Source organism: Nonomuraea monospora (genome assembly GCF_039531895.1).
Taxonomy (GTDB): Bacteria; Actinomycetota; Actinomycetes; order Streptosporangiales; family Streptosporangiaceae; genus Nonomuraea; species Nonomuraea monospora.
This window is the reverse complement of sequence record NZ_BAAAQX010000010.1, coordinates 290,041-313,276: the sequence shown is the minus strand read 5'-3', so window position 1 is coordinate 313,276 and position 23,236 is coordinate 290,041. Positions and strand designations below refer to the sequence as shown.

General features: G+C 72.3%; 22 protein-coding genes. 7 read left to right on the top strand and 15 right to left on the bottom strand.

The window, feature by feature from the left end; all coding sequences use genetic code 11:
- From ABD331_RS22320 to ABD331_RS22265, 12 genes are all read right to left on the bottom strand, one after another.
- A partial coding sequence (locus ABD331_RS22320) for an aldehyde dehydrogenase family protein (protein WP_344477758.1) occupies positions 1-505 on the bottom strand: 505 nt, incomplete at its 3' end.
- Complete coding sequence (locus tag ABD331_RS22315; protein ID WP_344477756.1) at positions 502-1,305, bottom strand: HAD-IIB family hydrolase; 804 nt, start codon at positions 1,303-1,305, stop codon at positions 502-504. The genes ABD331_RS22315 and ABD331_RS22320, both read right to left, overlap by 4 nt.
- Positions 1,302-2,126, bottom strand: coding sequence for an inositol monophosphatase family protein (locus ABD331_RS22310; protein WP_344477754.1), 825 nt, complete (start codon positions 2,124-2,126; stop codon positions 1,302-1,304). Before ABD331_RS22310 ends, ABD331_RS22315 begins: the two co-directional genes overlap by 4 nt.
- Entirely contained in the window at positions 2,117-2,881 is a 765-nt protein-coding gene (locus tag ABD331_RS22305) for an HAD family hydrolase (RefSeq protein WP_344477752.1), read from the bottom strand. The genes ABD331_RS22310 and ABD331_RS22305 overlap by 10 nt, the downstream gene beginning before the upstream one ends.
- On the bottom strand, positions 2,878-3,975 hold the full coding sequence (locus ABD331_RS22300; protein WP_344477750.1) for an ABC transporter ATP-binding protein: 1,098 nt from the start codon (positions 3,973-3,975) through the stop codon (positions 2,878-2,880). Before ABD331_RS22300 ends, ABD331_RS22305 begins: the two co-directional genes overlap by 4 nt.
- A complete protein-coding gene (locus ABD331_RS22295) occupies positions 3,976-5,802 on the bottom strand; it encodes an ABC transporter permease (RefSeq protein WP_344477747.1) in 1,827 nt (608 codons plus the stop codon).
- 25 nt (positions 5,803-5,827) lie between these two features.
- Positions 5,828-6,487, bottom strand: coding sequence for a DUF47 domain-containing protein (locus ABD331_RS22290; RefSeq protein ID WP_344477745.1), 660 nt, complete (start codon positions 6,485-6,487; stop codon positions 5,828-5,830).
- Positions 6,484-7,464, bottom strand: coding sequence for an inorganic phosphate transporter (locus tag ABD331_RS22285; RefSeq protein WP_344477743.1), 981 nt, complete (start codon positions 7,462-7,464; stop codon positions 6,484-6,486). The genes ABD331_RS22290 and ABD331_RS22285 overlap by 4 nt, the downstream gene beginning before the upstream one ends.
- The gene (gene iolD, locus ABD331_RS22280) at positions 7,464-9,302 is read right to left on the bottom strand and encodes a 3D-(3,5/4)-trihydroxycyclohexane-1,2-dione acylhydrolase (decyclizing) (protein WP_344477741.1); all 1,839 of its coding nucleotides are present in this window, start codon (positions 9,300-9,302) and stop codon (positions 7,464-7,466) included. Before iolD ends, ABD331_RS22285 begins: the two co-directional genes overlap by 1 nt.
- A 43-nt stretch (positions 9,303-9,345) precedes the next feature.
- Positions 9,346-10,227, bottom strand: a complete 882-nt coding sequence (locus ABD331_RS22275) for a Cgl0159 family (beta/alpha)8-fold protein (protein ID WP_344477739.1) — start codon at positions 10,225-10,227, stop codon at positions 9,346-9,348.
- Positions 10,220-11,158, bottom strand: coding sequence for a 5-dehydro-2-deoxygluconokinase (gene iolC / locus ABD331_RS22270; protein ID WP_344477774.1), 939 nt, complete (start codon positions 11,156-11,158; stop codon positions 10,220-10,222). The genes ABD331_RS22275 and iolC overlap by 8 nt, the downstream gene beginning before the upstream one ends.
- Before the next feature lie 121 nt (positions 11,159-11,279).
- Positions 11,280-12,251, bottom strand: coding sequence for a Gfo/Idh/MocA family protein (locus ABD331_RS22265; RefSeq protein WP_344477737.1), 972 nt, complete (start codon positions 12,249-12,251; stop codon positions 11,280-11,282).
- Between the two features lie 248 nt (positions 12,252-12,499).
- On the opposite strand from ABD331_RS22265, the gene ABD331_RS22260 reads away from it, so the two are divergent.
- Positions 12,500-13,669, top strand: a complete 1,170-nt coding sequence (locus ABD331_RS22260) for an ABC transporter substrate-binding protein (protein ID WP_344477735.1) — start codon at positions 12,500-12,502, stop codon at positions 13,667-13,669.
- A 153-nt stretch (positions 13,670-13,822) separates the two neighbouring features.
- The gene (locus tag ABD331_RS22255) at positions 13,823-15,097 is read left to right on the top strand and encodes a phytase (RefSeq protein ID WP_344477733.1); all 1,275 of its coding nucleotides are present in this window, start codon (positions 13,823-13,825) and stop codon (positions 15,095-15,097) included.
- Between the two features lie 117 nt (positions 15,098-15,214).
- On the opposite strand, the gene ABD331_RS22250 is transcribed toward ABD331_RS22255, so the two are convergent.
- A complete protein-coding gene (locus tag ABD331_RS22250; protein ID WP_344477772.1) occupies positions 15,215-15,553 on the bottom strand; it encodes a pyridoxamine 5'-phosphate oxidase family protein in 339 nt (112 codons plus the stop codon).
- A gap of 817 nt (positions 15,554-16,370) precedes the next feature.
- Between ABD331_RS22250 and ABD331_RS22245 the strand changes: the two genes are divergently transcribed.
- From ABD331_RS22245 to ABD331_RS22225, 5 genes are all read left to right on the top strand, one after another.
- Complete coding sequence (locus ABD331_RS22245) at positions 16,371-16,745, top strand: BlaI/MecI/CopY family transcriptional regulator (protein ID WP_344477731.1); 375 nt, start codon at positions 16,371-16,373, stop codon at positions 16,743-16,745.
- A complete protein-coding gene (locus tag ABD331_RS22240) occupies positions 16,742-17,692 on the top strand; it encodes a M56 family metallopeptidase (RefSeq protein ID WP_344477729.1) in 951 nt (316 codons plus the stop codon). Before ABD331_RS22245 ends, ABD331_RS22240 begins: the two co-directional genes overlap by 4 nt.
- A 436-nt stretch (positions 17,693-18,128) precedes the next feature.
- Positions 18,129-18,398 carry a metal-sensitive transcriptional regulator gene (locus ABD331_RS22235; RefSeq protein WP_344477770.1) on the top strand — a complete coding sequence of 90 codons (270 nt, stop codon included), beginning with the start codon at positions 18,129-18,131 and terminating at the stop codon, positions 18,396-18,398.
- A gap of 38 nt (positions 18,399-18,436) precedes the next feature.
- Entirely contained in the window at positions 18,437-19,819 is a 1,383-nt protein-coding gene (locus tag ABD331_RS22230) for an MBL fold metallo-hydrolase (protein ID WP_344477727.1), read from the top strand.
- A gap of 33 nt (positions 19,820-19,852) precedes the next feature.
- Positions 19,853-20,419, top strand: coding sequence for a rhodanese-like domain-containing protein (locus tag ABD331_RS22225; protein WP_344477725.1), 567 nt, complete (start codon positions 19,853-19,855; stop codon positions 20,417-20,419).
- 94 nt (positions 20,420-20,513) lie between these two features.
- On the opposite strand, the gene ABD331_RS22220 is transcribed toward ABD331_RS22225, so the two are convergent.
- Entirely contained in the window at positions 20,514-20,795 is a 282-nt protein-coding gene (locus ABD331_RS22220) for a metal-sensitive transcriptional regulator (RefSeq protein ID WP_344477723.1), read from the bottom strand.
- A gap of 206 nt (positions 20,796-21,001) precedes the next feature.
- Positions 21,002-23,227 (bottom strand): heavy metal translocating P-type ATPase, encoded by a 2,226-nt coding sequence (locus ABD331_RS22215; RefSeq protein WP_344477721.1) that lies wholly within the window; start codon positions 23,225-23,227, stop codon positions 21,002-21,004.
- Between the last annotated feature and the right edge of the window lie 9 nt (positions 23,228-23,236).

Sequence of the window (23,236 nt, the reverse complement as noted above, 5' to 3'; positions counted from 1 at the left end):
CGTTCCCGCACGCGATCGCGATCGGGAACATCCACATCGGCACCATCGCCGGGAAGTTGAACGGCGTGATCCCGGCCACCACCCCCAGCGGCTGCCGGATCGAGTAGGAGTCCACCCGGGTCGAGACGCCCTCCGAGTAACCGCCCTTCAGCAGGTGTGGGATGCCGCAGGCGAACTCCACCACCTCCAGCCCCCGGGCCACCTCACCCAGCGCGTCGGAATGCACCTTGCCGTGCTCGGCGGAGATCAGCGCGGCCAGCTCGTCGCGATGGGCGTACATCAGCTCGCGGAAGCGGAACAACACCCCGGCCCGCTTGGTCAGCGACGCGTCCCGCCAGGCGGGGAACGCCGCGACGGCCGCCGCCACGGCCGCGTCCACGTCGCCGGCCGAGGCCAGCGCGACCGAGCCGCTCACCTCGCCGGTGGCCGGGTTGAACAGCTCCGCGGCACGGGCGGCGTCGCCGTCCGCGAGAGCCCCGTTGATCCAATGCCTGACCGACTTCACGACTCTCTCTTCCCCTCGCCCCACGCGTTGGACCGGAACGCCAGCTCCACGACGTCCACGAGCGCGCCGTCGGCGCAGGCCCTGGCCACGACGTCAGCCGCGGCGACGACGTCCGGGTGGCCGTCCCCGACGGCGAACCCCACTCCGGCCGCCGCGATCATGTCGAGGTCGTTCGGGTTGTCGCCGATGGCGGCGACCTGCTTCATCGGCACGTGCCTGGCCGCGGCCAGCTCGCGCAGCGCGTTGCCCTTGGTCGCCTGCTCCGACAGCACCTCCAGGTAGGTCGCCTCGGAGCGGACGGTGACCGTTCCCACGATGTCCAGCTCGGGCAGCGGACCGCCGATGAGCATGCACTTGGTGATCTCGTCGGGCGGCAGCGCCGCCCAGTCGCCGGGATCGCGCAGCGTGATCCCGTCCCGCCGGGCGTACTCGCGCAGCTCGGGCACGTCGTCCACGGCCACCGCCGCCCCGCCGGAGAACGCGACCGGGTAGACCCCCTCGGGGAGCTCGCCGAGCAGGCCGAGCAGCGTCTTCCACGCGGTCGCCGGCAGGGGGCGCGAGCGCAGCACGGTGCCCGTCGCCAGGTTCACGGTCGCGGCGCCGTTGTAGAGGATGGCGTCCGCGTCGAGCCCCAGCTCGTCGTAGTAGGGGCGGGCGGAGCTCTCCATGCGCCCGGTGGCGACGACGACCTCGCCGCCCGCCTCGCGGAAGCGGTGCAGCGCCTCACGGCTGGCGGGCACCATGGCCAGGTCGCGTCCGACGAGGGTGCCGTCGAGGTCTGTCACGATCCAGCGGATCACCCGGCGCTCCTCGCGCCCGCGGCCCGCACGAAGCCCCCGGCCACCTCGGCCAGCACCGAGCCCGCGAGATCGAAGCCGCCCACGGTGGCGAGGTAGCCGCCCGGCTCGAAGACGCTGCCCGACAGCGGGATGTAGACGCCGCCGGCCTGCTCGACCAGGAGGGAGCCCGCGGCCACGTCCCAGGCGTTGACGCGCGTGCCGTAGGCGACGTCGGACCAGCCGGCGGCGACGTGCGCGAGCTTGAGCGCCGCGCTGCCGGGACGGCGTACGGTGGCGAACGCCTGGGTCATCCGCGAGAAGCGGCGCAGCGCGCTCTCCTCGTCCTCGGCCAGGTCACGGGGGGTGGGGTAGCTCGAGAGCAGCACCGCCGCGCGCTCGGTGGCGGCGCCGGCGCTGCGGATCGGCTCGCCGTTGCAGACGGCGCCGCCGAGCCAGGCGGTGAACTCGTCGTCGCGCACGGGGTCGTAGATCACCCCGGCCACCACTTCGCCGTCGAGCGCCGCCGCGATCGAGGTGCAGAAGAACGGCAGGCCGGCGGCGAAGTTCGCGGTGCCGTCGATCGGGTCGACGTACCACCTGATGGCGCCTTCTCCGCGGGTGCCGCCTTCCTCCCCGACCACGACGCTGTCGGGGCAGCGCCGTTCCAGGATCTCCCTGATGTCCTCCTCGGCCGCCTTGTCGTGCACGGTGACCGGGTCGTGGAAGTCACGCTTGGTGTGGATCTCGGGGCGGGAGCGGAAGGCGGCGCGCAGGCGGTCGCCGACCGCTCTGGCCGCCTCGGCCGCGATGCCGGCCAGCTCGCGGGAGGTGTTCACGTCCATGTCTTCTCCAGGAGTCTCAGCAGTGCGTGCGGGTCCTCGACGGTGGCTTGAGGGCGCTGCCGCACCGCGTACGGGATCTGGTCGGTCGCCGAGGAGACCATCAGGACGGTCGCGCCCGCCCCCGCCCGCGCGCCGCAGATGACGTCACGGTCGTAGTTGTCCCCGACGTACCAGGCGTCGGCGGGGTTCACGCCCAGGGACCGGCAGGCGAGCCAGATCATCTCGGGGTTCGGCTTGCGGATGCCGACCTCGTCGCTGTACACCTGCACGGCCACCTGCCGGTCGAGCCCGGCGGCGGTCAGGTAGTCGCGGTGCACGGCGCCGGACAGGGAGTTGCTGACGACCCCGGGGACGACGCCGTGCTCCCAGCAGGCGGCCAGCAGCTCCGCCAGGCCGGGGCGCAGCTCGCGGTCGCTGCGCAGCTCGCCCATGCGCTTGCACAGGGGCGTCGCCTCGACGGTCACCAGCGTGCGGGCCCGCTCGGGCCAGTCGGTGGCCACGAACTCGGCCCAGAACCTGCGGTGCGTCATCTCCTCGGGGGCGAACTGCCGGGAGGTGGAGTCCTTCCAGTACTTGTCGGCCCGCGCGGCGGCCCGGAGGTCGCTCTCGATCTCCCCGGCCGTCAGCTCGTCGAATCCCGTCCTGCCGAGGAGCGCGTGCACCTCGGCGGCCAGCTCGGCGGCCCAGGACGGGCGTTTGACGGTCTCGACGATCACGCCGCCGAAGTCGAGGAGCAGGGCTTTGGGGCGGTTCACGCGCTGACCTCCGTCCGGTCCCAGGAGGTGATCCGCGCGCCGTCGGCGCCGAACAGGTGCAACTGCTCGGTCCAGCAGGTCAGCACGTCACCCGGGCCGGCCTGGACCGGCTGGTAGGTCACGGCGTACAGCTCGGTGTCCAGGACGCGCAGCCGTACCGTCCAGGAGGAACCCGCCGGCAGCACGGCCTCGACCACCGCCTCCTCGCTCCAGGCGGCGGCGGGCGGGGCGCCGAAGCGCAGCGCCTCCGGCCGGATGCCGACGGCGGCCGGGGTGAGCTTCGCGCCGCGCGACTCGACGAAGCGCAGCAGGGACGCGGCCAGCCCGCCGGGGGCGGTTCCCGCGTCCACGATCGCCATCGGCGGGCTGCCGACGAACTCGGCGACGAAACGGTTGGCGGGCCTTGCGTACATCTCCATCGGGGCGGCGATCTGCTGCAGCTCGCCCTCGTTCATGACGGCCACGTCGGTGGCCATGGTGAGGGCTTCGAGCTGGTCGTGGGTGACGAAGACGATCGTCGCGCCGCTCTCCTCGTGGATGCGCTTGAGCTCGGCGCGCATCTCCAGGCGCAGCCTGGCGTCGAGGTTCGACAGCGGTTCGTCGAGCAGGAGCACCGCGGGGTTGACCGCGAGCATCCTGGCCAGGGCGACGCGCTGCTGCTGGCCGCCGGAAAGCTGGGAGGGGTAGCGGTCCATGGCGGCGTCGACGTGGACCATCTTCAGCGCCGCCTCGGCCCGCGCGCGCCTTTCCGGGCCGGGCACCTTGCGCATGCGCAGGCCGAACTCCACGTTCTCGCGCAAGGTCAGGTGCGGCCAGAGCGCGTAGTTCTGGAAGACCAGCCCCATGGCGCGTTTCTCGGGCGGGACGTAGAGCCCCTGCTCGACGGAGTCCAGGACCCTGTCGCCGACGGTGATGCTGCCCGCGGTGGGCTGTTCGAGACCGGCGATCATGCGCAGGGTGGTGGTCTTCCCGCAGCCGGAGGGGCCGAGCAGGCACATGAAGGCGCCGTCGGGGACCACGAGGTCGAGGTTCTTCACCGCGAGCTCTCCGCCGCCGTAGCTCTTGGAGATCGCGCTGAGGGTGATGTCCGGCATCTATCCTCCTAGTCCGGACGCCAGGCTGCTCCTGGTGAGGCGCTGGGTCAGGTAGGTCATGGTGAAGGAGAGCAAGGCGATCATGAGGACGACGCCGTTGGCGAGCTGGGTGTAGCCGTAGTCGACCAGGCCGATCGACAGCGTCGTGAGGAGCTGGGTCCCGGTGGTGGTCAGCATGACGACGATGCTGAGCTCCTTGAGCCCCGAGATGAAGGGCAGCACGATCCCGGTGACGAGCGCCCCCTTCTGGATGGGGAAGATGATCCGGCGCATCCGCTGCCACCACGACGCCCCGGCGATCTGCGCGGCCTCCTCCGGCTCCCTGCCGAGCTGCATCATGGCCGCGATGCCCGAGCGTGAGCTGTAGGGCAGATGCGTGACGGCCATGACGAGGATGAGCAGGAACGTCGTCCCGTACAGCGCCGGGACGGGCCCGCGGGCGACGGCGAACAGCGACAGCGAGGCGGCGGCGAAGGCGATGCCGGGGATGAGGTAGGGCAGGAAGGAGACCTGCCGCAGGAAGGCCGCGATGCGCGGAGCCGTCCCGCGCACCACCACGTATCCGACGAGCAGTCCGGCGACGGCGCAGATCAGCGAGGCCAGCCCGACGATGCGCAGCGAGTTCCACGCGGCCTCCCACAACTCCGGGCCGCGCAGGACGCCGTGCGGGAAGCCGACCGCGCCCGGGAGTTCTTCTGCGATCCAGAAGTCGAGGGTGAAGGTCGACAGGTTCAGCGGGATCCTGGTCACCGTGGAGAGCAGCAGGGTGAGCACCGGGACGAGCACGCTCACGGCGAAGACCGCCATGCCGAGCGCGCAGGCGGGCCAGCGCCAGCGGCGCAGGTCGCTCACCCGGTCCATCGCGCCCTTGCCGCCCACGGTGACGAATCTGCGCTGCTCGCGCATCAGCCGCATGTCGGTGAAGACGATCACGATGCCGATGATCACGATGACGGTGGCGAGCACGGAGGCCACTCCGGTGCTGCGGTCGCGGATCGACTGGAACAGCCCGGTGGACAGCACCCGGTAGTCGGCGGGCAGCCCGAGCACGTACGGCGTGCCGAACGTGCCGAGCACCCGCCCGACCACGAGCAGCACGGCCGAGGACAACGCGGGCAGCATGAGCGGGATCACGATCCGCCGGACGACGGTGCGCCGCGGCGCCCCCAGGATCCGCGCGGAGTCCTCCAGTTGCACGTCGATGCGGCGCAACGCGTTGCCCACCAGGAGCAGCACGAACGGGTAGTAGTGCAGCCCGAGCGTGATGACGATCGGCAGCGGGCCGTAGGCGAGCCAGTCGGGCGTGCGGATGCCCTGGGCCTGGAGGAATCCTGCCTGCCCCGCGGCCCGTTCGTTCTTGAACAGCGTCAGCCAGGCCAGCGAGAACGTCCACGACGGCAGCATGTACGGCACCACCAGCGCCCCGGCCAGCCACCTGCGTCCGGGCACGTTCGTCCGGGTCACCAGCCACGCCATGCCGCCGCCGAGCGCCAGCGCGAACAGGGTGGTGCCCACGGCGACGACGAGCGTGTTGACCAGCGGCTCCCAGAACAACAGCCGGCTGATCTGGGAGCGGAAGACGCGCCACAGGTAGTAGCCGGTCCACTCGCCCGGCTGCTGCCCGGCGTGCACCTCGTCGCCGTACTGCAGGCGGAAGGCGTCGGACAGCACCGCGAACAGCGGGGCCACGACGAGATAGGCCAGCAGGACGACGAGGATCAGGCCGAGCGCGGCCGTCGGATCGTGCCGCAGGACTCGCAGGCGGTAGAGGAGTCTGCGCCGCCTCGGCGGGCGAGGGGGCGGCTCCGTTCTGGTCACGACAGCCATGGGGTTTCCTCCGGGGGGTGGGGCATCAGTGGCTTCTCTTGAGCATCGCGTCGGCGAGGGCGTCGGCCGACTCCCCGAGCCGGCGGCCCACCGCGTCCAGGCGGGACAGCAGCTCGCGTTCGCGCAGGGTGTCCATCTCGAGCGGCCCCGCGAACAGCGCGGTGAGCCTGGCCTGGTAGAGCTGGCGCACGCGGCTCTGGGACTTGCGGGTGGCCAGCAGGGCGGTCATGACGGCGCCGGGCTCGCTGACGATCTTCACGAGGGCCTGTTCCAGCTCGTCGAGCCCGTCGATCACGGCCTGCAGCGGCTCGACGGCGAAGCTCAGGTCGGGCGGCCCGAACAGGTCGGCCTCGCGGACGAAGTCCCGTAGCTGGTCGAGCACGTCGTCGATGGAGCGGGAGAGGCGGAACAGGTCCTCCCTGTCGATGGGGGTGGCCAGAGTCCGCGACAGGGCCCGGACGAGTCTGGCCCGCGCCTCGTCGCCCTCGTGCTCGACCACGGACATGCGGGCGCGGGCCTGCGTGCTCTCGACCGTGCCGGAGGCGGCCGTGCACGCCAGCACGGCGCCTTGTCTCGCCGTGGCGACCTGGCCGCGGATCAGGTCGATCACCCGGCGTCCCGTACGGCCCCGCAGGTCGTCCAGGACTCTGCCGAGCCGGCGGGCGCGGCCCTTCGCGCCGCTCACAGCAGCCTCAGCCCGAGCCCGGCCAGGCAGCCCAGCAGCAGGGACGACGGAAGGGTGACCAGCCACGCCGTACCCATGTTCAGCACTCCCTGCCATCGCACCCTCCTGCTTCCCTCGCTGGCCGCCACGCCGACGACGCCGGCGGTCACCGACTGGGTCATGCTCACCGGGCTCCCCAGCGCCGAGCTGCCGAGCACGGCGCCGGTGGCCGCGGTCTCGGCCGAGAGCACGTGCAGCGGCCGGGCGATGACCAGGCCGCGGCCGATCCGCTCGCCCACCCGGTCGAGGCTGGTCAGGGACCCGGCCAGGAACAGCGCCACGAGAACGGCCATCCACGCCGGGGAGACGGCGACGGGCCCGACCCCGCCGAGTCCGCCGCGGCCCACGTCGAGCGCCACGCTGACGACCGCGATCATCTTCTGGCCGTCGTTGACGGCGTACGCGGTGCACTGCGCCGCGTAGGCCACCAGGTGGGCGGCGAGCACGAGCCTGGGCATCCGCCGGTAGGACGGCACCCGGCGCGAGGCGGCCCCCAGCAGGTAGCCGAGCACCAGGCCCGCCAGCGGAGCGCAGAGCCCGATCGCGAGCACGCCGGCCAGCCTCCCCCACGACACCGGCACGCCCGCGCCGAGCCCCGCGCCGGAGATGCCGCCGATCACGGCCAGCGTGAGGCTGGTCGGCAGCCCCTTGCCGGTCAGTGCCGCGACGACCACGATCGCGATCACCACGCCGGCCAGGAACACCGCCGCGCCGATGCCGGTGCCCAGTCCTGCCAGCTCTTCGGTGAAGGTCCGCGCCACCGCCACGCCCAGCGCGTACGGCACGGCGAACAGGACGGTCACGAGCAGCGCGACGGCCACCCAGCCGGGCATGTGCGGGAACCGCAGCCCCAGCCCGATCAGCGTGGCCCCGTCATTGGCCCCGCTGATCAGCACGAACAGGGCCGCGACCAGGGCGAAGGCCAGCGTCCAGCCCATCAGAGGTAGGGCCGTTGATCGCGTTTGGCCTCGTCGTAGCGTTCGCGCGCGGCCCGCGCCTCGGGCAGCGCGGACACCTCGGCGACCGGCACGTCCCACCAGGCCTGGGCTCCCGGGCCGTCGCCGGGAACGGGCTTCACGTACACGACGGTGGTCCTGGCGGACTCCCTGGCCTTGGTCAGGGCCGCTCGCAGGGAGTCGGGGGTGCCGGCCCGCAGCACGTCGGCGCCCAGGCTGGCGGCGTTGGCGGCCAGGTCCAGGGGCAGGGGCGGGCCGTCGAGATCGCCGCCCGCGCCGCGCGCCCGGTAGGCGGTGCCGAGCCTGCGCGCGCCCACGGACTCGCTGAGGGCGCCGATCGAGGCGAAGCCCTGGTTGTCCACCAGGACGATGACGAGCTTGACGCCTTCCTGCACGGCCGTGGCGATCTCCTGGGCCATCATCAGGTAGGAGCCGTCGCCGACCAGCACGAACACCTCGCGTTCCGGCGCGCCCAGCTTCACCCCGAGCCCGCCGGCGATCTCGTAGCCCATGCACGAGTACCCGTACTCGACGTGGTACTGCCCGGGGTCGCTCGCGCGCCAGAGCCGGTGCAGGTCGCCGGGCATCGAACCGGCGGCGTTGACCACCACGCCGCCCGCGGCGGCCTCGTTGACGATGCCGAGAGCGACGGGCTGGGTGAGCTCCGTCCCCGCGCAGGCGCGGCTGATGACGGCCTGCCAGCCGGCGGCCAGGGTGGTGGCCCGGCGGGTCCAGTCCTCGTCGGCCCGCCAGTCCACCTCGTCGAGCGCGCGCAGGGCCGCGCGGGCGTCGGCGACGAGCATCAGGCCGGAGTTCTTGGCCGCGTCGAAGGCGGTGACGTTCACGTTGAGGAACCTGGCCTGCCCGAACAGCGTGCGCGAGGCGGTGGTGAAGTCGGTGTAGCGGGTGCCGACGCCGATGACCAGGTCCGCCTCGCGGGCCAGCGTGTCGGCGGCGTGCGTGCCCGTGTGGCCGATCGCGCCGACGGCGCAGGGGTGGTCGTACGGCAGCGCGCCCTTGCCCGCCTGCGTCTCGCCCACCGGGACGCCGTGCTTCTCGGCGAACCTGGCCAGCTCCGTCCACGCCTCGCTGTACTTGACCCCGCCGCCGGCGACGATCAGCGGCCGCCGCGAGCTGCGCAGCAGCTCGACGGCCCTGGCCAGCGCGGCGGGCTCGGGCACGGGGCGCGGCACGTGCCACACCCGCCTGGCGAACAGCTCCCGCGGCCAGTCGTGCGCCTCGGCCTGCACGTCCTGCGGCAGCGCCAGGGTGACGGCGCCCGTCTCGGCCGGGTCAGTCAGCACCCGCATCGCCGCCAGCAGGGCGGAGGGCAGTTGCTCCGGCCGGTTGATCCGGTCGAAGAAGCGCGACAGCGGGCGTAAGGAGTCGTTGACCGACACGTCGTGGGAGCGCGGGTCCTCCAGCTCCTGCAGGACCGGCCCCGCGGCTCGCGTGGCGAAGACGTCGCCGGGCAGCAGCAGCACGGGCAGGCGGTTGATCGTGGCCAGCGCCGCGCCGGTGGCCAGGTTGGTGGCGCCGGGGCCGATGGAGGCCGTGCAGGCGAACGTCGACAACCGGCCCCGGGTACGTGCGTAGCCGGCGGCGGTGTGCACCATGGCCTGCTCGTTGCGCGCCAGGTAGTAGGGCAGCGGGTCGCCCGTGCCCGCGCCCTGTTCCGCCAGGGCCTGGCCGATCCCCGCCACGTTGCCGTGGCCGAAGATGCCGAGGACGCCGGCGATCAGGCGGTGCTCGGCGCCGTCGCGCTCCGACCACTGGTTGGCGAGGAACCGCACCAGCGCCTGCGCCGTGGTCAGCCTCATGAAGCGTCTCCTCCTGGTAGGGGCCCGGCCGGAGTGAAGGTCCTCACGCCCCCTCCAGCAGGCTCAGTGCGGTGTCGACCGCGCCCTCGACGTCGCCGCCCGGCGGGTAGAGCAGCGTCCTGCCGGCGACCAGGCCGCGCACGCCGGGCAGGCGCAGTGCCTTGCTCCATGAGCCGAACATCTCGCCGGAGTCCTGGCCGGAGTCGCCGCCCAGCAGCAGGACGGGCAGGGTCGTCGCCTCCATGACGCGCTCCATGTCCGCGACGACCGGGAGCTTGAGCCAGGTGCGCGCGGAGGTCGCGCCGAGCGCCTGGCCGACGCTGATGCTGCGGATCACCGCCTCGGGCGACAGGTCGTGCCTGACCACGCCCTCGTTCCGGCTGGACCAGAACGGCTCGACCATCGCCATCAGGCCGTGCCCGGCCAGCCGGGTGACGGCCGCGCCGCAGCTGGCCAGGGTGGCGGCGGTGGCCGGGTCCTCGGGCGCGATCCTGCACAACATCTTGCCGCCGTCGAGCCCCATCGCCGCGATCGAGTCGGCGTCGTAGGCGGTGAACCTGTCGTCGAACTCGAACACCGCTCCATGCACGCCGCCGCGGTTCATCGACCCGATGACGATCTTGTCGTCGAGCGCGCCGAGCAGCAGCAGGTCCTCGACGATGTCGGGAGTGGCCAGCAGGCCGTCCACGCCCGGTCTGGCCAGGGCGGTCAACAGCCGGTCCAGCAGGTCCACGCGGCTGCGCATGGCCATGGGGTGACCGGCGACGCCGAGCGAGCCCCGCGCGGGGTGGTCGGCGGCGATGATGAGCAGTTGCTCCCTGTCGTGCCTGAGCGGTCGGCGCCTGCGTGCGGCGGCCGCCTCGGCGACCCGTTCCGGCCGCCAGGCCCGCTCGTCGAGCAGCCTGCGGTGGTCCTGCTCAAGCATGGGCGAGGCCTCCTTCTGAGCGGGCGGACAGGGCGGCCTCGATCTCGTCCGCCGTGGGCATCGCGGGCGCGCAGGCCAGTCGTCCCGCGACGATCGCGCCGGCCGCGTTGGCGAAGCGCAGCGTGCGCTCCAGCGGCCAGCCTTCGAGCAGGCCGTGGCAGAGTGCGCCGCCGAAGGCGTCGCCCGCGCCGAGGCCGTTGACGACCTCGACGGGAACGGGCGGGACCCGTACCGTCCGCGCCGCGGTCATGCCCAGCACTCCGGCCGGCCCCAGCTTGACGATCGCCAGCTCGACGCCGGCCGCGAGCAGGGCCTCGCCGGCCGCGACCGGGTCGCGGGTCCCGGTGGCGACCTCGGCCTCGTCGAGGTTGCCGACCGCGACGGTGACGTGCCCGAGCGCGGCGCGCACCCGCTCGCGGGCGAGCGCCGCGCCGGGCCAGAACGCGGGCCGGTAGTCCAGGTCCAGCACCGTGTACGGCCTGCGCCCCCGGGCTCGCCACGCGGCCAGATGGGCGCTGAGCGACGGCTCGGCCGACAGCCCGGTCACGGTGGCCCAGAACAGCCGAGCCTGGGTGACGGCGGTCAGGTCCAGCTCCCCGGGCGAGATCTCCAGGTCGGGGGCCCGGTCGCGGTAGAAGTAGAGCGGGAAGTCCTCCGGGGGCCTGATCTCGCAGAACGTCACCGGAGTCGGCCGTCCCCGCACCGCGGTGACCAGGCTGTCGTCGACGCCGTAGGCGCGCAACGCGTCGTGCACGAACGCGCCGAAAGGGTCGTCGCCGGTCCTGGTGATCACCGCACTGGCGCGGCCCAGGCGGGCGGCGGCCACGGCCACGTTCGTCGCGCTGCCGCCCAGGTACTTGCCGAACGTCTCCACCTGCCGCAGGGACACGCCGGTTTGCAGCGGGTAGACGTCCACGCCGACCCGGCCCATCGTCAGCACCTCCGGCGGCCTCACGCCAGGCCCTCGACGATGCCCTCGACGTTGACGACGCGGCCCGCCTTGGTCGCTCCCGCGCCGATCCTGTCCAGGTCGCCGAGGAGGATGGCGACTCTCACTTGGTCACCTCCACGAGGCGCACGCTGCGGCCCGCACGGCGCGACAGGTCGGCCGCCTCGGCGAGGTAGAGCGCGGCCAGGGCGTCCTGGACCGTGCACGGGCTCTCGATCTCGCCCCGCGCCATCGCGAGGAACGCGCGCATCTCCTCGGCGTACGCGGCCTCGAACCTGCTCTGGAAGTCCGGCCAAGGCCGCCCGCCGGGATCGAGGCCGTCCGCCGAACGGAGCGGGGTCCTGTCGCCCAGCCCGGCCGCCCAGGTGCCGAGGGTGCCCGCGAGCTCCATGCGCACGTCGTAGCCCGCGCCGTTGTAGCGCGAGCCCTGCAGCGTGACCAGGGTGCCGTCGTCCATGGTGATGAGCGCGGCGCTGTTGTCGACGTCGCCGGCCTCGGCGAAGAACGCCGCTCCGCGGTTGGCGCCGATCGCGTGGACGCTGTCGGCCTCGTGGCCGGTGACCCAGCGCAGGATGTCGAAGTCGTGGATGTGACAGTCGCGGAAGATGCCACCCGACTGGGCGACGTACCCGGCGGGAGGGGGCGCGGGGTCGCCGGTCAGCAGGTGGACCCGGTGCAGCTCGCCGAGCTTCCCCGCACGCACCGCGGCGCGGGCGGCGGCGAAGCCGGCGTCGAAGCGGCGCTGGAAGCCGATGTGCACGGGGGTGCCGCTGCGCTCGACCGCTGCGGCGACCCGCAGGGTCTCGGCCACGGTGGGGGCGGCCGGCTTCTCGCAGAACGCCGGCACCTTCAGCTCGCAGGCCCGCAGCAGCGCCCCGGCATGAGCGGACGTCGGTGTCGTGATCACCACCGCGTCCGTGCCGAAGGGATCTCCGACTCGGGCTCCCAGCCGTTTCGCCGCCTCCTCGGCTCTGGTCTCGTCCGCGTCGGCGACGACGAGGTCGTCGGCGAGTGCGGACAGGGTCGCGGCATGGACCATGCCGATACGACCGAGGCCCACCAGACCCACACGCATGATCGCTCCTCCTCCAGGGGGCCTCCAGTTCTAGATGAACAAATGATGAACAGTCAATAGTTTGTCCTGACATAAGGATGAACTCACACCTCACTTCACAAGGGCGACCTGGACCTGGTCAAGGGGAGCGCGACGTAAGAATGTCTTGACAAACTGTTCACATGACGTTCATCGTGAGCACACCACGGCGTCGTCGGGGCTGGCGCGACGCTTCCGAACCCTTGAGAGGTAAGAGGAGTGACGCCATCATGAGGCGTACCGCGAAGATCATCTCCGTGGCGGTGCTGGCGGTGGCCGCGGCGGCGTGTGCGCCCTCCACGGCAGGCAACGCCCCATCGACGGCGGCGACCGTCAAGGCCCTGCCCAGCCCCTCACTCGACGCGGACTTCGATCTCGAGGCGCTGGTCGCCGCCGCCAAGAAGGAAGGCAGCCTGCTGGTCTACGACTCCAGCGGCGACATCGAGGAAGTGGCGAAGGCCTTCACGGCCAAGTACGGCATCACCATGGAAGGCGTGAAGTCGGACACCCCGCAGACCGCCGAGAAGATGCTCAGAGAGCACGCCGCCGACAACGTCACCATCGACGCGGCCATGTACGAGGACGGCGGCGTGCTGGTCGGCCAGCTCGCGCCGCAGGGTGTGACCCAGACCTGGATCCCCTCGGACCTGAAGGACCAGATCCCCGCCGAGAACCAGAACCCGCTGCTCGCCCTGTCGAAGGCCACCGTCTTCGCCTACAACACCAAGCTGTCGCCCGGCGGCTGCCCGGTCAAGAACATCTGGGACCTGACCGAGCCGGAGTGGGCCGGCAAGCTGGTGATGCAGGACCCGCTGGGCAAGCCGACCGTGCTGTCGTTCTTCACCCAACTGGACGCGCACGGCAACCAGGCTCTGGAGCAGGCGTTCCAGGCCAAGTACGGCAAGCCGCTGAAGACGGAGGAGAAGAGCGCCGCCTACGAGTGGGTCAAGCGGCTGGCCGGCAACCGGCCGGTGCTGACGGGCTCCGACGAGGACATCTCCGGCGCGGTCGGCGCGCCGGACGCGACCGACAAGAAGATCGGCTTCATGTCGATCTCGAAGTTCCGCAACAACGAGGACAAGGGCTACACCCAGTCCACCTGTACGGGCATGGCGCCCTTCGCCGGCTTCAGCTACCCGAAGTACGTGGCGATCGCCAGCAAGAGCAAGCACCCCAGCGCGGCGAAGCTGTACGTGCACTTCATCATGACCGAGGAGGGCGTCAAGCACGAGATCGGCGAGGGCGGGATCTCGGGCAACAGCACGGTCAAGCCGCTGGTCACCCCGGCCGGGCTGGCCGACTGGCAGGGCCAGCTCTTCCACACCGATCCCAAGGGCCTGCTCGGGGATCTGCAGAACCGCCAGGGCATCTCCGACTTCTGGCGCGTCAACAAGAGCTAGTCGCCACCGGGCCGACCGCCCGGCCGGAACCCCCGGCCGGGCGGCTTTCCGCATGTCCTAAGCCGTCTTCTAACACCTAATGTCCTGACATATTGATTTATGGACATCTGGTCGTTACGTTCACACCACCACCCCCAAGAACGAGGAGGCGCAATGCGTCCCCTGCCCAGGCTCTCCCTGGCAGCCTTGATGGTCACCCTCGTGGCGGGCATGGCGGTCCCCGCGTCCGGCTCCACCGTCCCCACGGTGCACCCCGACGTCGAGACCCCCGCCCTGTACGACGACGAAGCGGGCGGCAACTCCAACGGCGACGACCCGGCGATCTGGCTGCACCCGTCCGACTCCGGCAAGAGCGTGGTGGTCACCACCGCCAAGGAGGGCGGGCTCAACGTCTACGACCTCGACGGGCAGCAGCTCCAGCACTTCGCGGCGCCCGCCGCCCCCGGGCCCGACGACGAGCCTGGCCGGTTCAACAACGTCGACGTCACCTACGGCTTCGGCGGACGCGACCTCGCGATCGTCTCCGACCGCGGCCGGGATCTGCTGCGCATCTACGCCATCTCCAACGGCCACCTCACGGACGTGACCGACCCGGCCGCGCCGTTCGTCTTCAACACCACCCAAGGGCAGGTCAACAACGGCGAAACGGCGTACGGCCTGGGCGCCTGGAAGGACTCCACCGGCACGTACGCGCTGGTCAGCCGCCGGCACCAGACCTCGGTCGGCCTGGTCAAGCTGCTGGCCAAGCCGGGCGGCAAGGTCGGCTACCAGCTCGTCAGGACGCTGGACCTGCCGGCGTCGTTCACCCTCCCCAACGGCCAGTCGTGGGCCCCGTGCCTGGAGCCTGGCGAGCTGGCGCAGGTCGAAGGCATGGTCGTGGACCAGAACCGGGACGTGCTCTACGCCGCGCAGGAGGACGTCGGCATCTGGCGCATGCGGGCCGACCTCACCGGCACGCCGGTGCTGGTGGACAAGGTCAAGGAGTACGGCGTCCCCGGCACCTACGACCCCGCGACCGAGGAGTGCACGCCCGGCGCCGACCCGGGCTTCGGCGGCCGGCATCTCACCGCGGACGCCGAGGGCCTCACGATCTACTACCGCGAGGACGGCAAGGGCTACCTGCTGGCCTCCAGCCAGGGCGACGACACCTTCGCGGTCTACCGCAGGGAGGGCGCCAACTCCTACCTCGGCCAGTTCAGGGTCGGCGCGGCCGACGGCATCGACGGCGTCGAGGTCAGCGACGGATCGACCGTGCTCAACGTGCCGCTGGGCGACTTCGACGAGGGGCTCTTCATCGCCCACGACGGGGTCAACACGCCGGCCGAAGGAGACCGGGAGATCACCAACTTCAAATACACGAAGTGGGACGACATCGCCGACGAGCTGGACCTGGACGTCGACACCGACGGCTGGGACCCGCGCGACTGACCTGTGCTGAAGCGCCTTGAGGGGCGCCCGCCCGGCCGGGCGGGCGCCCCTCGCGCTTTCGTGAACTCCCCCGCATCGTCGGCATGAGCGAGCGGCAGGCAGGCTCACCTTGACTGCTCAGTAGGCGCCGGACCGGGTCTCGCCCCAACCGTGAGGTGATCGGGAACCGGCATCCCCGCGGGCACGTAGATCTTCGACGGCTCGCCCCTCCCCCATGACGACGGCGGATCGGTAGTGCACCGAGTTCTGCAGGACGCTCCGCCCCATCACAACGGAGTCGATCACGGTGGCCTCGACGCAGACGGGGGCGCCCTCGGCGACCCTGTTCATCATCCGGTTCTTCCGCGCGCCGTGGATCAGCAGCCGGTCACCGACCCTGACGTGCAGCGTCGGCAGGACGACCGGGTCCCCGCCGTCCACGAAGGCGACGTGACACAGCATCGCCTCGTCGAGAATCGAGCGAACGAGGTCCAGGTCGTACGTCCCGCGCGGGACGACGCCGGATCCTCACCCGGTCACTGGCCGGGGCCGTCTTCCGGGGCTTCGTCATGACAACGATGCTCCTGAACCTGCGCTCACGGCTCCAACGACCAGCGTCGGAATCTTCACTGCGGCTCTTCGGCAGGTGTGGCAGCAGCCCGGCGGCGCAGCACGATACGTCGTAGGCGTGGGTGAAGATGGCGATGTCGCGGGCCGTGATGGCGTCGGCGACGATCGGCCCGCCGAGCTCGACGCCGGGGTCGATCGACAGCCGCAGGACGGGTTTTCGACGGTTCGCGCATGCCTGCCGCCGGATGCCCGACGTCGCGGCCCCAGCGCCTGCGCGCTCGCCGTGCCTGCCGCCATCGCCCCCTGGGACTCGCCCTGGGCGTCCTCGGGCATGAGCCCCACCGAGACCCCCCACGAGCCCGCAACGCAGAGCAGCTCCCCAGCGATGTGGATCGCGCAGGCGGACGTCTGTGGAGTCGAACCCGGGCATGTCGCCCTCGGGGCCAGGCCTGCCGTGTCCGTGGGTGGCGGATGAGGAGGTGCCGTGCCGACCATCCAGAGGACGTTGCCAGCGTACTAATGCCCATCGTAGCGCCTGCCGGAAATCAGCCGGATGCCGCCGCACCCGGATGTACGGCATCCGACGCCCGCCAACCTGGTCGCGCGGGCATGGTCCCGGCTCCTCCACCCACGTGCACGCCACGCGCGCCCCAGCCAGCACTCGTGGCCGCCCATCTACGATCCCCGGTAGCATACGGGCAGACTGCGGTGGAGGGACGATCACATGGTGCGTGGCCTGGGGGAGCTCGAGTCCACGATCATGGATCACCTATGGGCGATCAAGCGTCCCGCCTCGGTCAGGGATGTTCTGGAGCACCTGCGGCAGGAGCGCACGCTCGCCTACACCACGGTCATGACCGTGATGGACAAGCTGCACACCAAGGGCCTGCTCAAGCGCCGGCCGGTAGGCCGCGCCTACATCTACGAGTCGGTGTCGTCCAAGGAGGCCTACACCGCCGACGTGATGCGCGCGTCCCTGGCCGCGAGCGGCAACAGGGCGGCCACGCTGGTGCACTTCCTCGAGCGCCTGACGCCGGAGGAGGCCAGCGCCTTGGAGGCGGCGCTGCAGGTGTACCCGCCCGGGGGACGCAGCTCATGATCGTGGCGATCGTCCTGGCCCTGTACGGCCTGTTCGCGGCGCTGGCGCTGCCGAAGGTGCTCAAGCGGGCCTCCTGGGCCGAGCGCGCGCCACGCCTGGCGATCGCCATGTGGCAGGCGGCCGGAGCGTCGGTGGTCGCCTCGGCGCTGCTGGCGGCGTTCGCCGTCGCGGTGCCCGCCTCCGTGGTGGGGCACGGCCTGGCCGACCTGTTCGAGGTGTGCGCCGCCCTGCTCGGCGACGAGGCGAGCCTGAACTCGGCCACCACCCGCGCGAGTCTCGCCGTCGCCGGGCTCCTGCTGGCCAGAGCCGGCTGCACGGGCGCGGCCGTGCTGCTCCGCGCTCGCCGCGAACGCCGCCGGCACGCCGAAGCGCTGTCACTGCTCGGGAGACACGACGGCGACCTGGACGCGCTCGTGGTGGACTACGACGAGCGCCTGGTGTACTGCCTGCCCGGCAGGAAGGGCCACGCGGTCATCACCACCGGAGCGCTGCGCTCACTCGCCCCCGAACAGGTCGCCGCCGTGCTCGCGCACGAGCAGGCGCACCTGCGGGGGCGTCACCACCTGGCGCTCGCCGCCGCCGAGGCCCTGGCGCGGGCGTTCCCCCGCGTGCCCCTGTTCGAGCAGGCGCGCGTGGAGGTCGCGCGCCTGGTCGAGCTGCTGGCCGACGACGTCGCGGCCCGCCGCCACCAGCGCATCCACATCGCGACCGCGCTGGTCGGCCTCGCGACGGGCAAGGTGCCGGCGTTCGCACTGGGCGCGGGCGGCGAGACGGCGCTGACCCGCGTCCGCCGGATGTTGCACCCGCAGGCGCCGCTCGCCCGGCGGGAGCGGATCGCCGGGCTGGTGGCGGTCACCGCGCTGCTCGTGGGTCCCGCCGCCCTGGCGGCGGCGCCGGGCGTGGCCGCGTTCCTCGCCCATCACTGCCACTCCCTCCTGACGCCCTAGCGTCTACGAAGGGCGATAGTAGCCTCGCGACATGAAGCTCGCGGGACAGCGGCTGCTCGTGGGCGCCGCCGGAGTCACACTGGGCGTCACGCTGGCGGCCTGCGGCCAGGCGGCGCAGGAGCCGGGCGGCACGGCCGAGGCGGGCCTGGGCATCGGGCGTCCCTCGGCGGAGGACGTCTCCCCCGGACGGCCGCCGCATCTCGGTCTCGTCAAGTCGACGGACTCCGGCCTCACCTGGAGGACCGTCTCGGAGGACGGCGTGGTGCTGGAGTCCGAGGACGGCGGCAAGACCTTAACCACAGCCTTCTCCCCCGCGCCTGCTGAGCTCGCCCGCCGAGAACCCGCCGAGAACCTGTCGAGAGCAGGGAACGGGCGCCTGAGGTCTGTCCACACCCACGCCCGCAGGTCAGTATACGGAGGGGGGTATAGTCGGGCCATGGAGATGACCCCCGCCCTGGCGGGCGACGCGTTGACGCGATTGCGACGGGCACACGGGCAGCTGGCCGGCGTGATCTCGATGATCGAGGACGGCGAGGAGTGCGCCGCCGTGCTCACCCAGCTCGCCGCCGTCTCCCGCGCCCTTGACCGGGCCGGGTTCAAGCTCGTGGCCACGGGGCTGCGGCACTGCCAGGCCGCCCGCGAGCGCGGCGAGGAGCCGCCCATGACCGAGCAGGAGCTCGAGAAGCTCTTCCTGGCACTGGCCTGACGCCGCGCCAAAATACCCCCGGGGGTGTAGGAGAAATCATGAGTGTTGACGTCCATGTCATCGAGACCTCGTCGCTCGGTGACCGCAGTTATCTGGCCACCGACGGGCAGGTGGCCGTCGTGGTCGATCCCCAGCGGGACGTCGACCGCGTGCTTTCCCTCGCGGGCCGCCTCGGCGTCCGCGTCACGCACGTCGTCGAGACGCACCTGCACAACGACTACGTCTCGGGCGGGCTGGAGCTGGCCAGGCTGACCGGGGCGCACTACGGCCTCGCCGCCGCCGACGAGGCGCCGTTCCCGCACCTGCCGCTGTCCGGCGGGGACGTCGTCGAGGTCTCCCCCGCGTTGCGGCTGCGCGCCCTGGCCACGCCAGGCCACACCTTCCATCACCTGTCGTACGCGCTGGAGAGCGGCGGGGCGGCCGAGGGCGTCTTCACCGGCGGCTCACTGCTGTTCGGCACGACGGGCCGTACCGACCTGCTGGGCGACGAGCACGCCGCCACGCTGGCGCGCGAGCAGCACGCCTCCGTACGCAGGCTGGCCGACCTGCTGCCCGACGGCGCCGCGATCTGGCCGACCCACGGCTTCGGCAGCTTCTGCTCGGCCACCCAGGCCTCCGGCGACGACTCCACCATCGAACGCGAGCGGCAGGTCAACCCGGCGCTGCGGCTGGCCGCCGGCGCGTTCGTCACGCAGACCCTGGCCGGCCTGGACGCCTACCCCGCCTACTACGCGCACATGGGCGCGCTCAACCTGCGCGGCCCCGAGCCGGTCGATCTGCGCCTGCCCGCCCCCATCACTCCCGACGAATTGCGGGGGCGGCTGGAGGCCGGGGAGTGGGTGGTCGACCTGCGGCACCGCACCGCGTACGCGCGGGCGCACCTGGCCGGCACCGTCAGCCTGGGCCTGGACGGCCCGATGGCCACCTGGCTCGGCTGGCTGATCGACCGGGGTGCGCCGCTCATTCTGATCGGCGAGACGCCCGGGCAGGTCGCGGCGGCGCGGCGGGAGCTCGTGCGCATCGGCGTCGACCGCGTCACCGCCGCGGCGACCGGGACGCCGCAGGGGCTGGCCACCGATCCGGCGCAGGTGAGGTCGCTGCCCACGGCGACGTTCGCCGGGCTGGCCGCGGCGCTGGCCGGTGACGTGCCGGCCGGGCTGCCCGCCCCCGACGTGATCCTCGACGTCAGGCTCGGCAACGAGTGGCGGGGCTCCCACATCGACGGCGCCGTGCACGTGCCGCTGCCCGAGCTCGCGGCCCGCGCCGGCGACGTCCCGGCCGGGGCCGTGTGGGTGCACTGCGGCAGCGGCTACCGGGCCACCGCGGCGGCCTCGCTGCTGGCCAGGGCCGGGCGGGAGGTCGTGCTGGTGAACGACGCGTTCGCCGGCGCCGCCTCCGCCGGGCTGCCCATGGCCGCCTGACCTCGCCATCCGACCGTTCAGAAAGACCCGCACATGAACACCCTCACCACCGCCCAGGTCCGCGCTCTGCTCGACAGCGGCGCGGGCATCCGGCTGATCGACGTCCGCAGCCCCGGGGAGTTCGCGGCGAGCCACATCCCCGGCTCGGCCAACGTCCCCCTCCACCTGCTCCGCGAGCACTCAGCACAGCTCCGCGCCGAGCACGACGAGCAGGTGGTGCTCGTCTGCCGGTCCGGTGCGCGCGCCCGCGACGCGCACCGGCTCGCCGCCGCGGCCGGCCTGGCCGCCGTGAGCGTGCTCGACGGCGGCCTGAACGCCTGGGAGAGCCAGGGCGCGCCGGTGCACCACGGCCGCGGCGCCTGGGCGATGGAGCGCCAGGTGCGCATGGTGGCGGGTGGCATCGTGCTCGCCGGCGTCGCCGGCAGCGTCGTCTGGCGGCCGGCGAAGTGGGTGGCTGCGGCGATCGGCGCGGGTCTGGCCTTCTCCGCGCTCACTGACACGTGCGCCATGGCCAGGGCCCTGTCGGTCCTGCCGTGGAACAGGACGGCCCCGGCCCGGCCCGATGCCGAGACGCCGGCAGCGCTGATCGCCCGGTCATGACCGCCGTCGCGCCCGGCATCGGCGACGGTCATGACCGCCGTCGTCACGCCCGGTGCCGGCGGCTCGATCGTACGCACCTCAACTGGGACGGGGGTCAGGAACGCACCAGCCTGGCGATGGCGTCGGCGGCCTCCTTGACCTTCGCCTGAGCCTCCGGGCCGCCCTCCCGGGTGGCCTCGGCCACGCAGTGAGCCAGGTGCTCCTCCAGCAGCGCCAGGGAGAACGACTTCAGCGCGCTGGTGGCCGCGGACACCTGCGTCAGCACGTCGATGCAGTACGTGTCCTCTTCGATCATGCGCTGCAGGCCACGGATCTGCCCCTCGACTCGGCGCAGCCGCGTCACGTGGTTCTTCTTGCTGTCGCTGGATCCGGCCACGCCCCGCCCTTCCGTCGCGTCGTCGCCTGCACCCTATCTCCCCGTCACCTGCTCGCCACCAGGCGATGGACGGCGTCCTCGGCACGAGTCTGACGACCGCATGAGGACCATCGCTCCTGTCCGCAAGCCTGTGCGCTCCCTGGACGGCGTCGGACGCCGGACCGGGCCTGCTCCGCGCCTTCCGGTGCGGAGCAGGCCCGTGCCCGCTATTTGAAGCGGCGCAGCCGCAGGCTGTTGCTGACCACGAAGACGCTGGAGAACGCCATCGCCGCACCCGCGATCATCGGGTTCAGCAGGCCGAGCGCGGCCAGCGGCAGGGCGGCCACGTTGTAGGCGAAGGCCCAGAACAGGTTGCCCTTGATCGTGGACAGGGTCCGGCGGGACAGCCGGATGGCGTCGGCCGCCACCCGCAGGTCGCCCCGCACCAGGGTGAGGTCGCTCGCCTCGATGGCGGCGTCCGTGCCGGTGCCCATGGCGAGCCCTAGATCGGCCTGGGCCAGCGCGGCGGCGTCGTTGACGCCGTCGCCCACCATGGCGACGACCTTGCCGTCGGCCTGCAGCTTCTTGACGACGTCCACCTTGTCGGCGGGCAGCACCTCGGCGATCACCTCGTCGATGCCGACCTCGGCGGCGACGGCCCTGGCCACGGCCTCGTTGTCGCCGGTCAGCAGCACCGGGGTCAGGCCCAGGGCGCGGAGCCGGGCGATGGCCTCCTCGCTGGTGGGCTTGACCACGTCCGCCACGACGAGCACGGCGCGGGCCTGGCCGTCCCAGCCGACCGCGACCGCGGTGCGGCCGGCGGCCTGCGCCTCGTGCAGGTCCCGCTCCAGGCCGGCGGGCAGGTGCTGGGACCACTCGGCCAGCAGCCGAGGGCGGCCGACCAGGACGGCGTGCCCGTCCACGATGCCCTGCACACCGAGACCTTCGACGTTCGCGAAGTCCTCGGGCGCCGGAAGGTCGCCCACGCGGGCGGCGGCTCCCTTGGCGACGGCCTGGGCGATCGGGTGCTCGGAGGCGTGCTCCAGCGCCCCGGCCAGCCGCAGCACCTCCTCCTCGCTCTCCCCCTCGGCCACGTGGACGGCGGTCAAGGTCATCCGGCCTTCGGTGACCGTGCCGGTCTTGTCCAGCACGACCGTGTTGATCCTGCGGGTCGACTCCAGCGCCTCGGGGCCCTTGATCAGGATGCCGAGCTGGGCGCCCCGGCCGGTGCCGACCAGCAGGGCGGTCGGGGTGGCCAGGCCGAGCGCGCACGGGCAGGCGATGATCAGCACCGCGACCGCGGCGGTGAACGCCGCTCCCACGCCGTCACCGGTGCCCAGCCAGAAGCCGAGCGTGCCGAGGGCGAGCGCGATCACGATCGGGACGAAGATGCCGGAGATCCGGTCGGCGAGCCGCTGCACCTGGGCCTTGCCGGTCTGTGCCTCCTCGACGAGTTCGGCCATCCGGGCGAGCTGGGTGTCGGCGCCGACGCGGGTGGCGCGGACGATCAGCCGGCCGCCGGCGTTCACCGTCGCGCCGGTCACGGCGTCGCCCACGCCGACCTCGACCGGGACCGACTCGCCGGTCAGCATCGAGGCGTCCACCGCGGAGGTGCCCTCCTCGACGACGCCGTCGGTGGCGATCTTCTCACCGGGCCGGACGATGAACCGGTCGCCTGCCTTGAGCTGCTCGACGGGGACGCGGCGGCCGCCGGCCAGCTCCACGTCCTTGGCGCCCAGCTCCAGCAGGGCGCGCAGCGCGGCGCCGGCGCGGCGCTTGGAGCGGGCCTCGAAGTAGCGTCCGGCCAGGATGAACGCCGTCACCCCCGCCGCGGCCTCCAGGTAGATGTTGCCGGAGCCGTCGGTGCGTTCGATGGTGAACGCGAACGGGTGCGTCATGCCGGGCGTGCCCGCCGTGCCGAAGAACAGCGCCCACAGCGACCAGCCGAGCGCGGCGATCGTGCCGATGGAGATGAGCGTGTCCATCGTGGCGGCGCCGTGCCGCAGGTTCGTCCAGGCTGCCTTGTGGAACGGCCAGCCCGCGTACACCACCACCGGCGCGGCGAGCACCAGCGACAGCCACTGCCAGTTCGTGAACTGCAACGGCGGGATCATCGCCATCGCGATCACCGGAACGGCCAGCACCACGGAGGTGATCAGACGGTTGCGCAGCGGCTGGAGCTCGTCGGGCGGCTCCTGTCCGGCTCGCTCGGCCTGGGGCGGGGCGGGCAGCGCCGCGGTGTAGCCGGCCTTCTCGACCTCGGCGATGAGCTGCTGCGGCTCGACGCCCTCGGGGAAGGTGACCTTCGCCTTCTCGGTGGCGTAGTTGACCGTGGCGCTCACGCCGTCCATCTTGTTGAGCTTGCGCTCGATGCGGTTGGCGCAGGAGGCACAGGTCATGCCGCCGATCGAGAGCTCGACGGCGTTCTGCCGGTCATCGGTGACCTGGGACATCACCGTTCT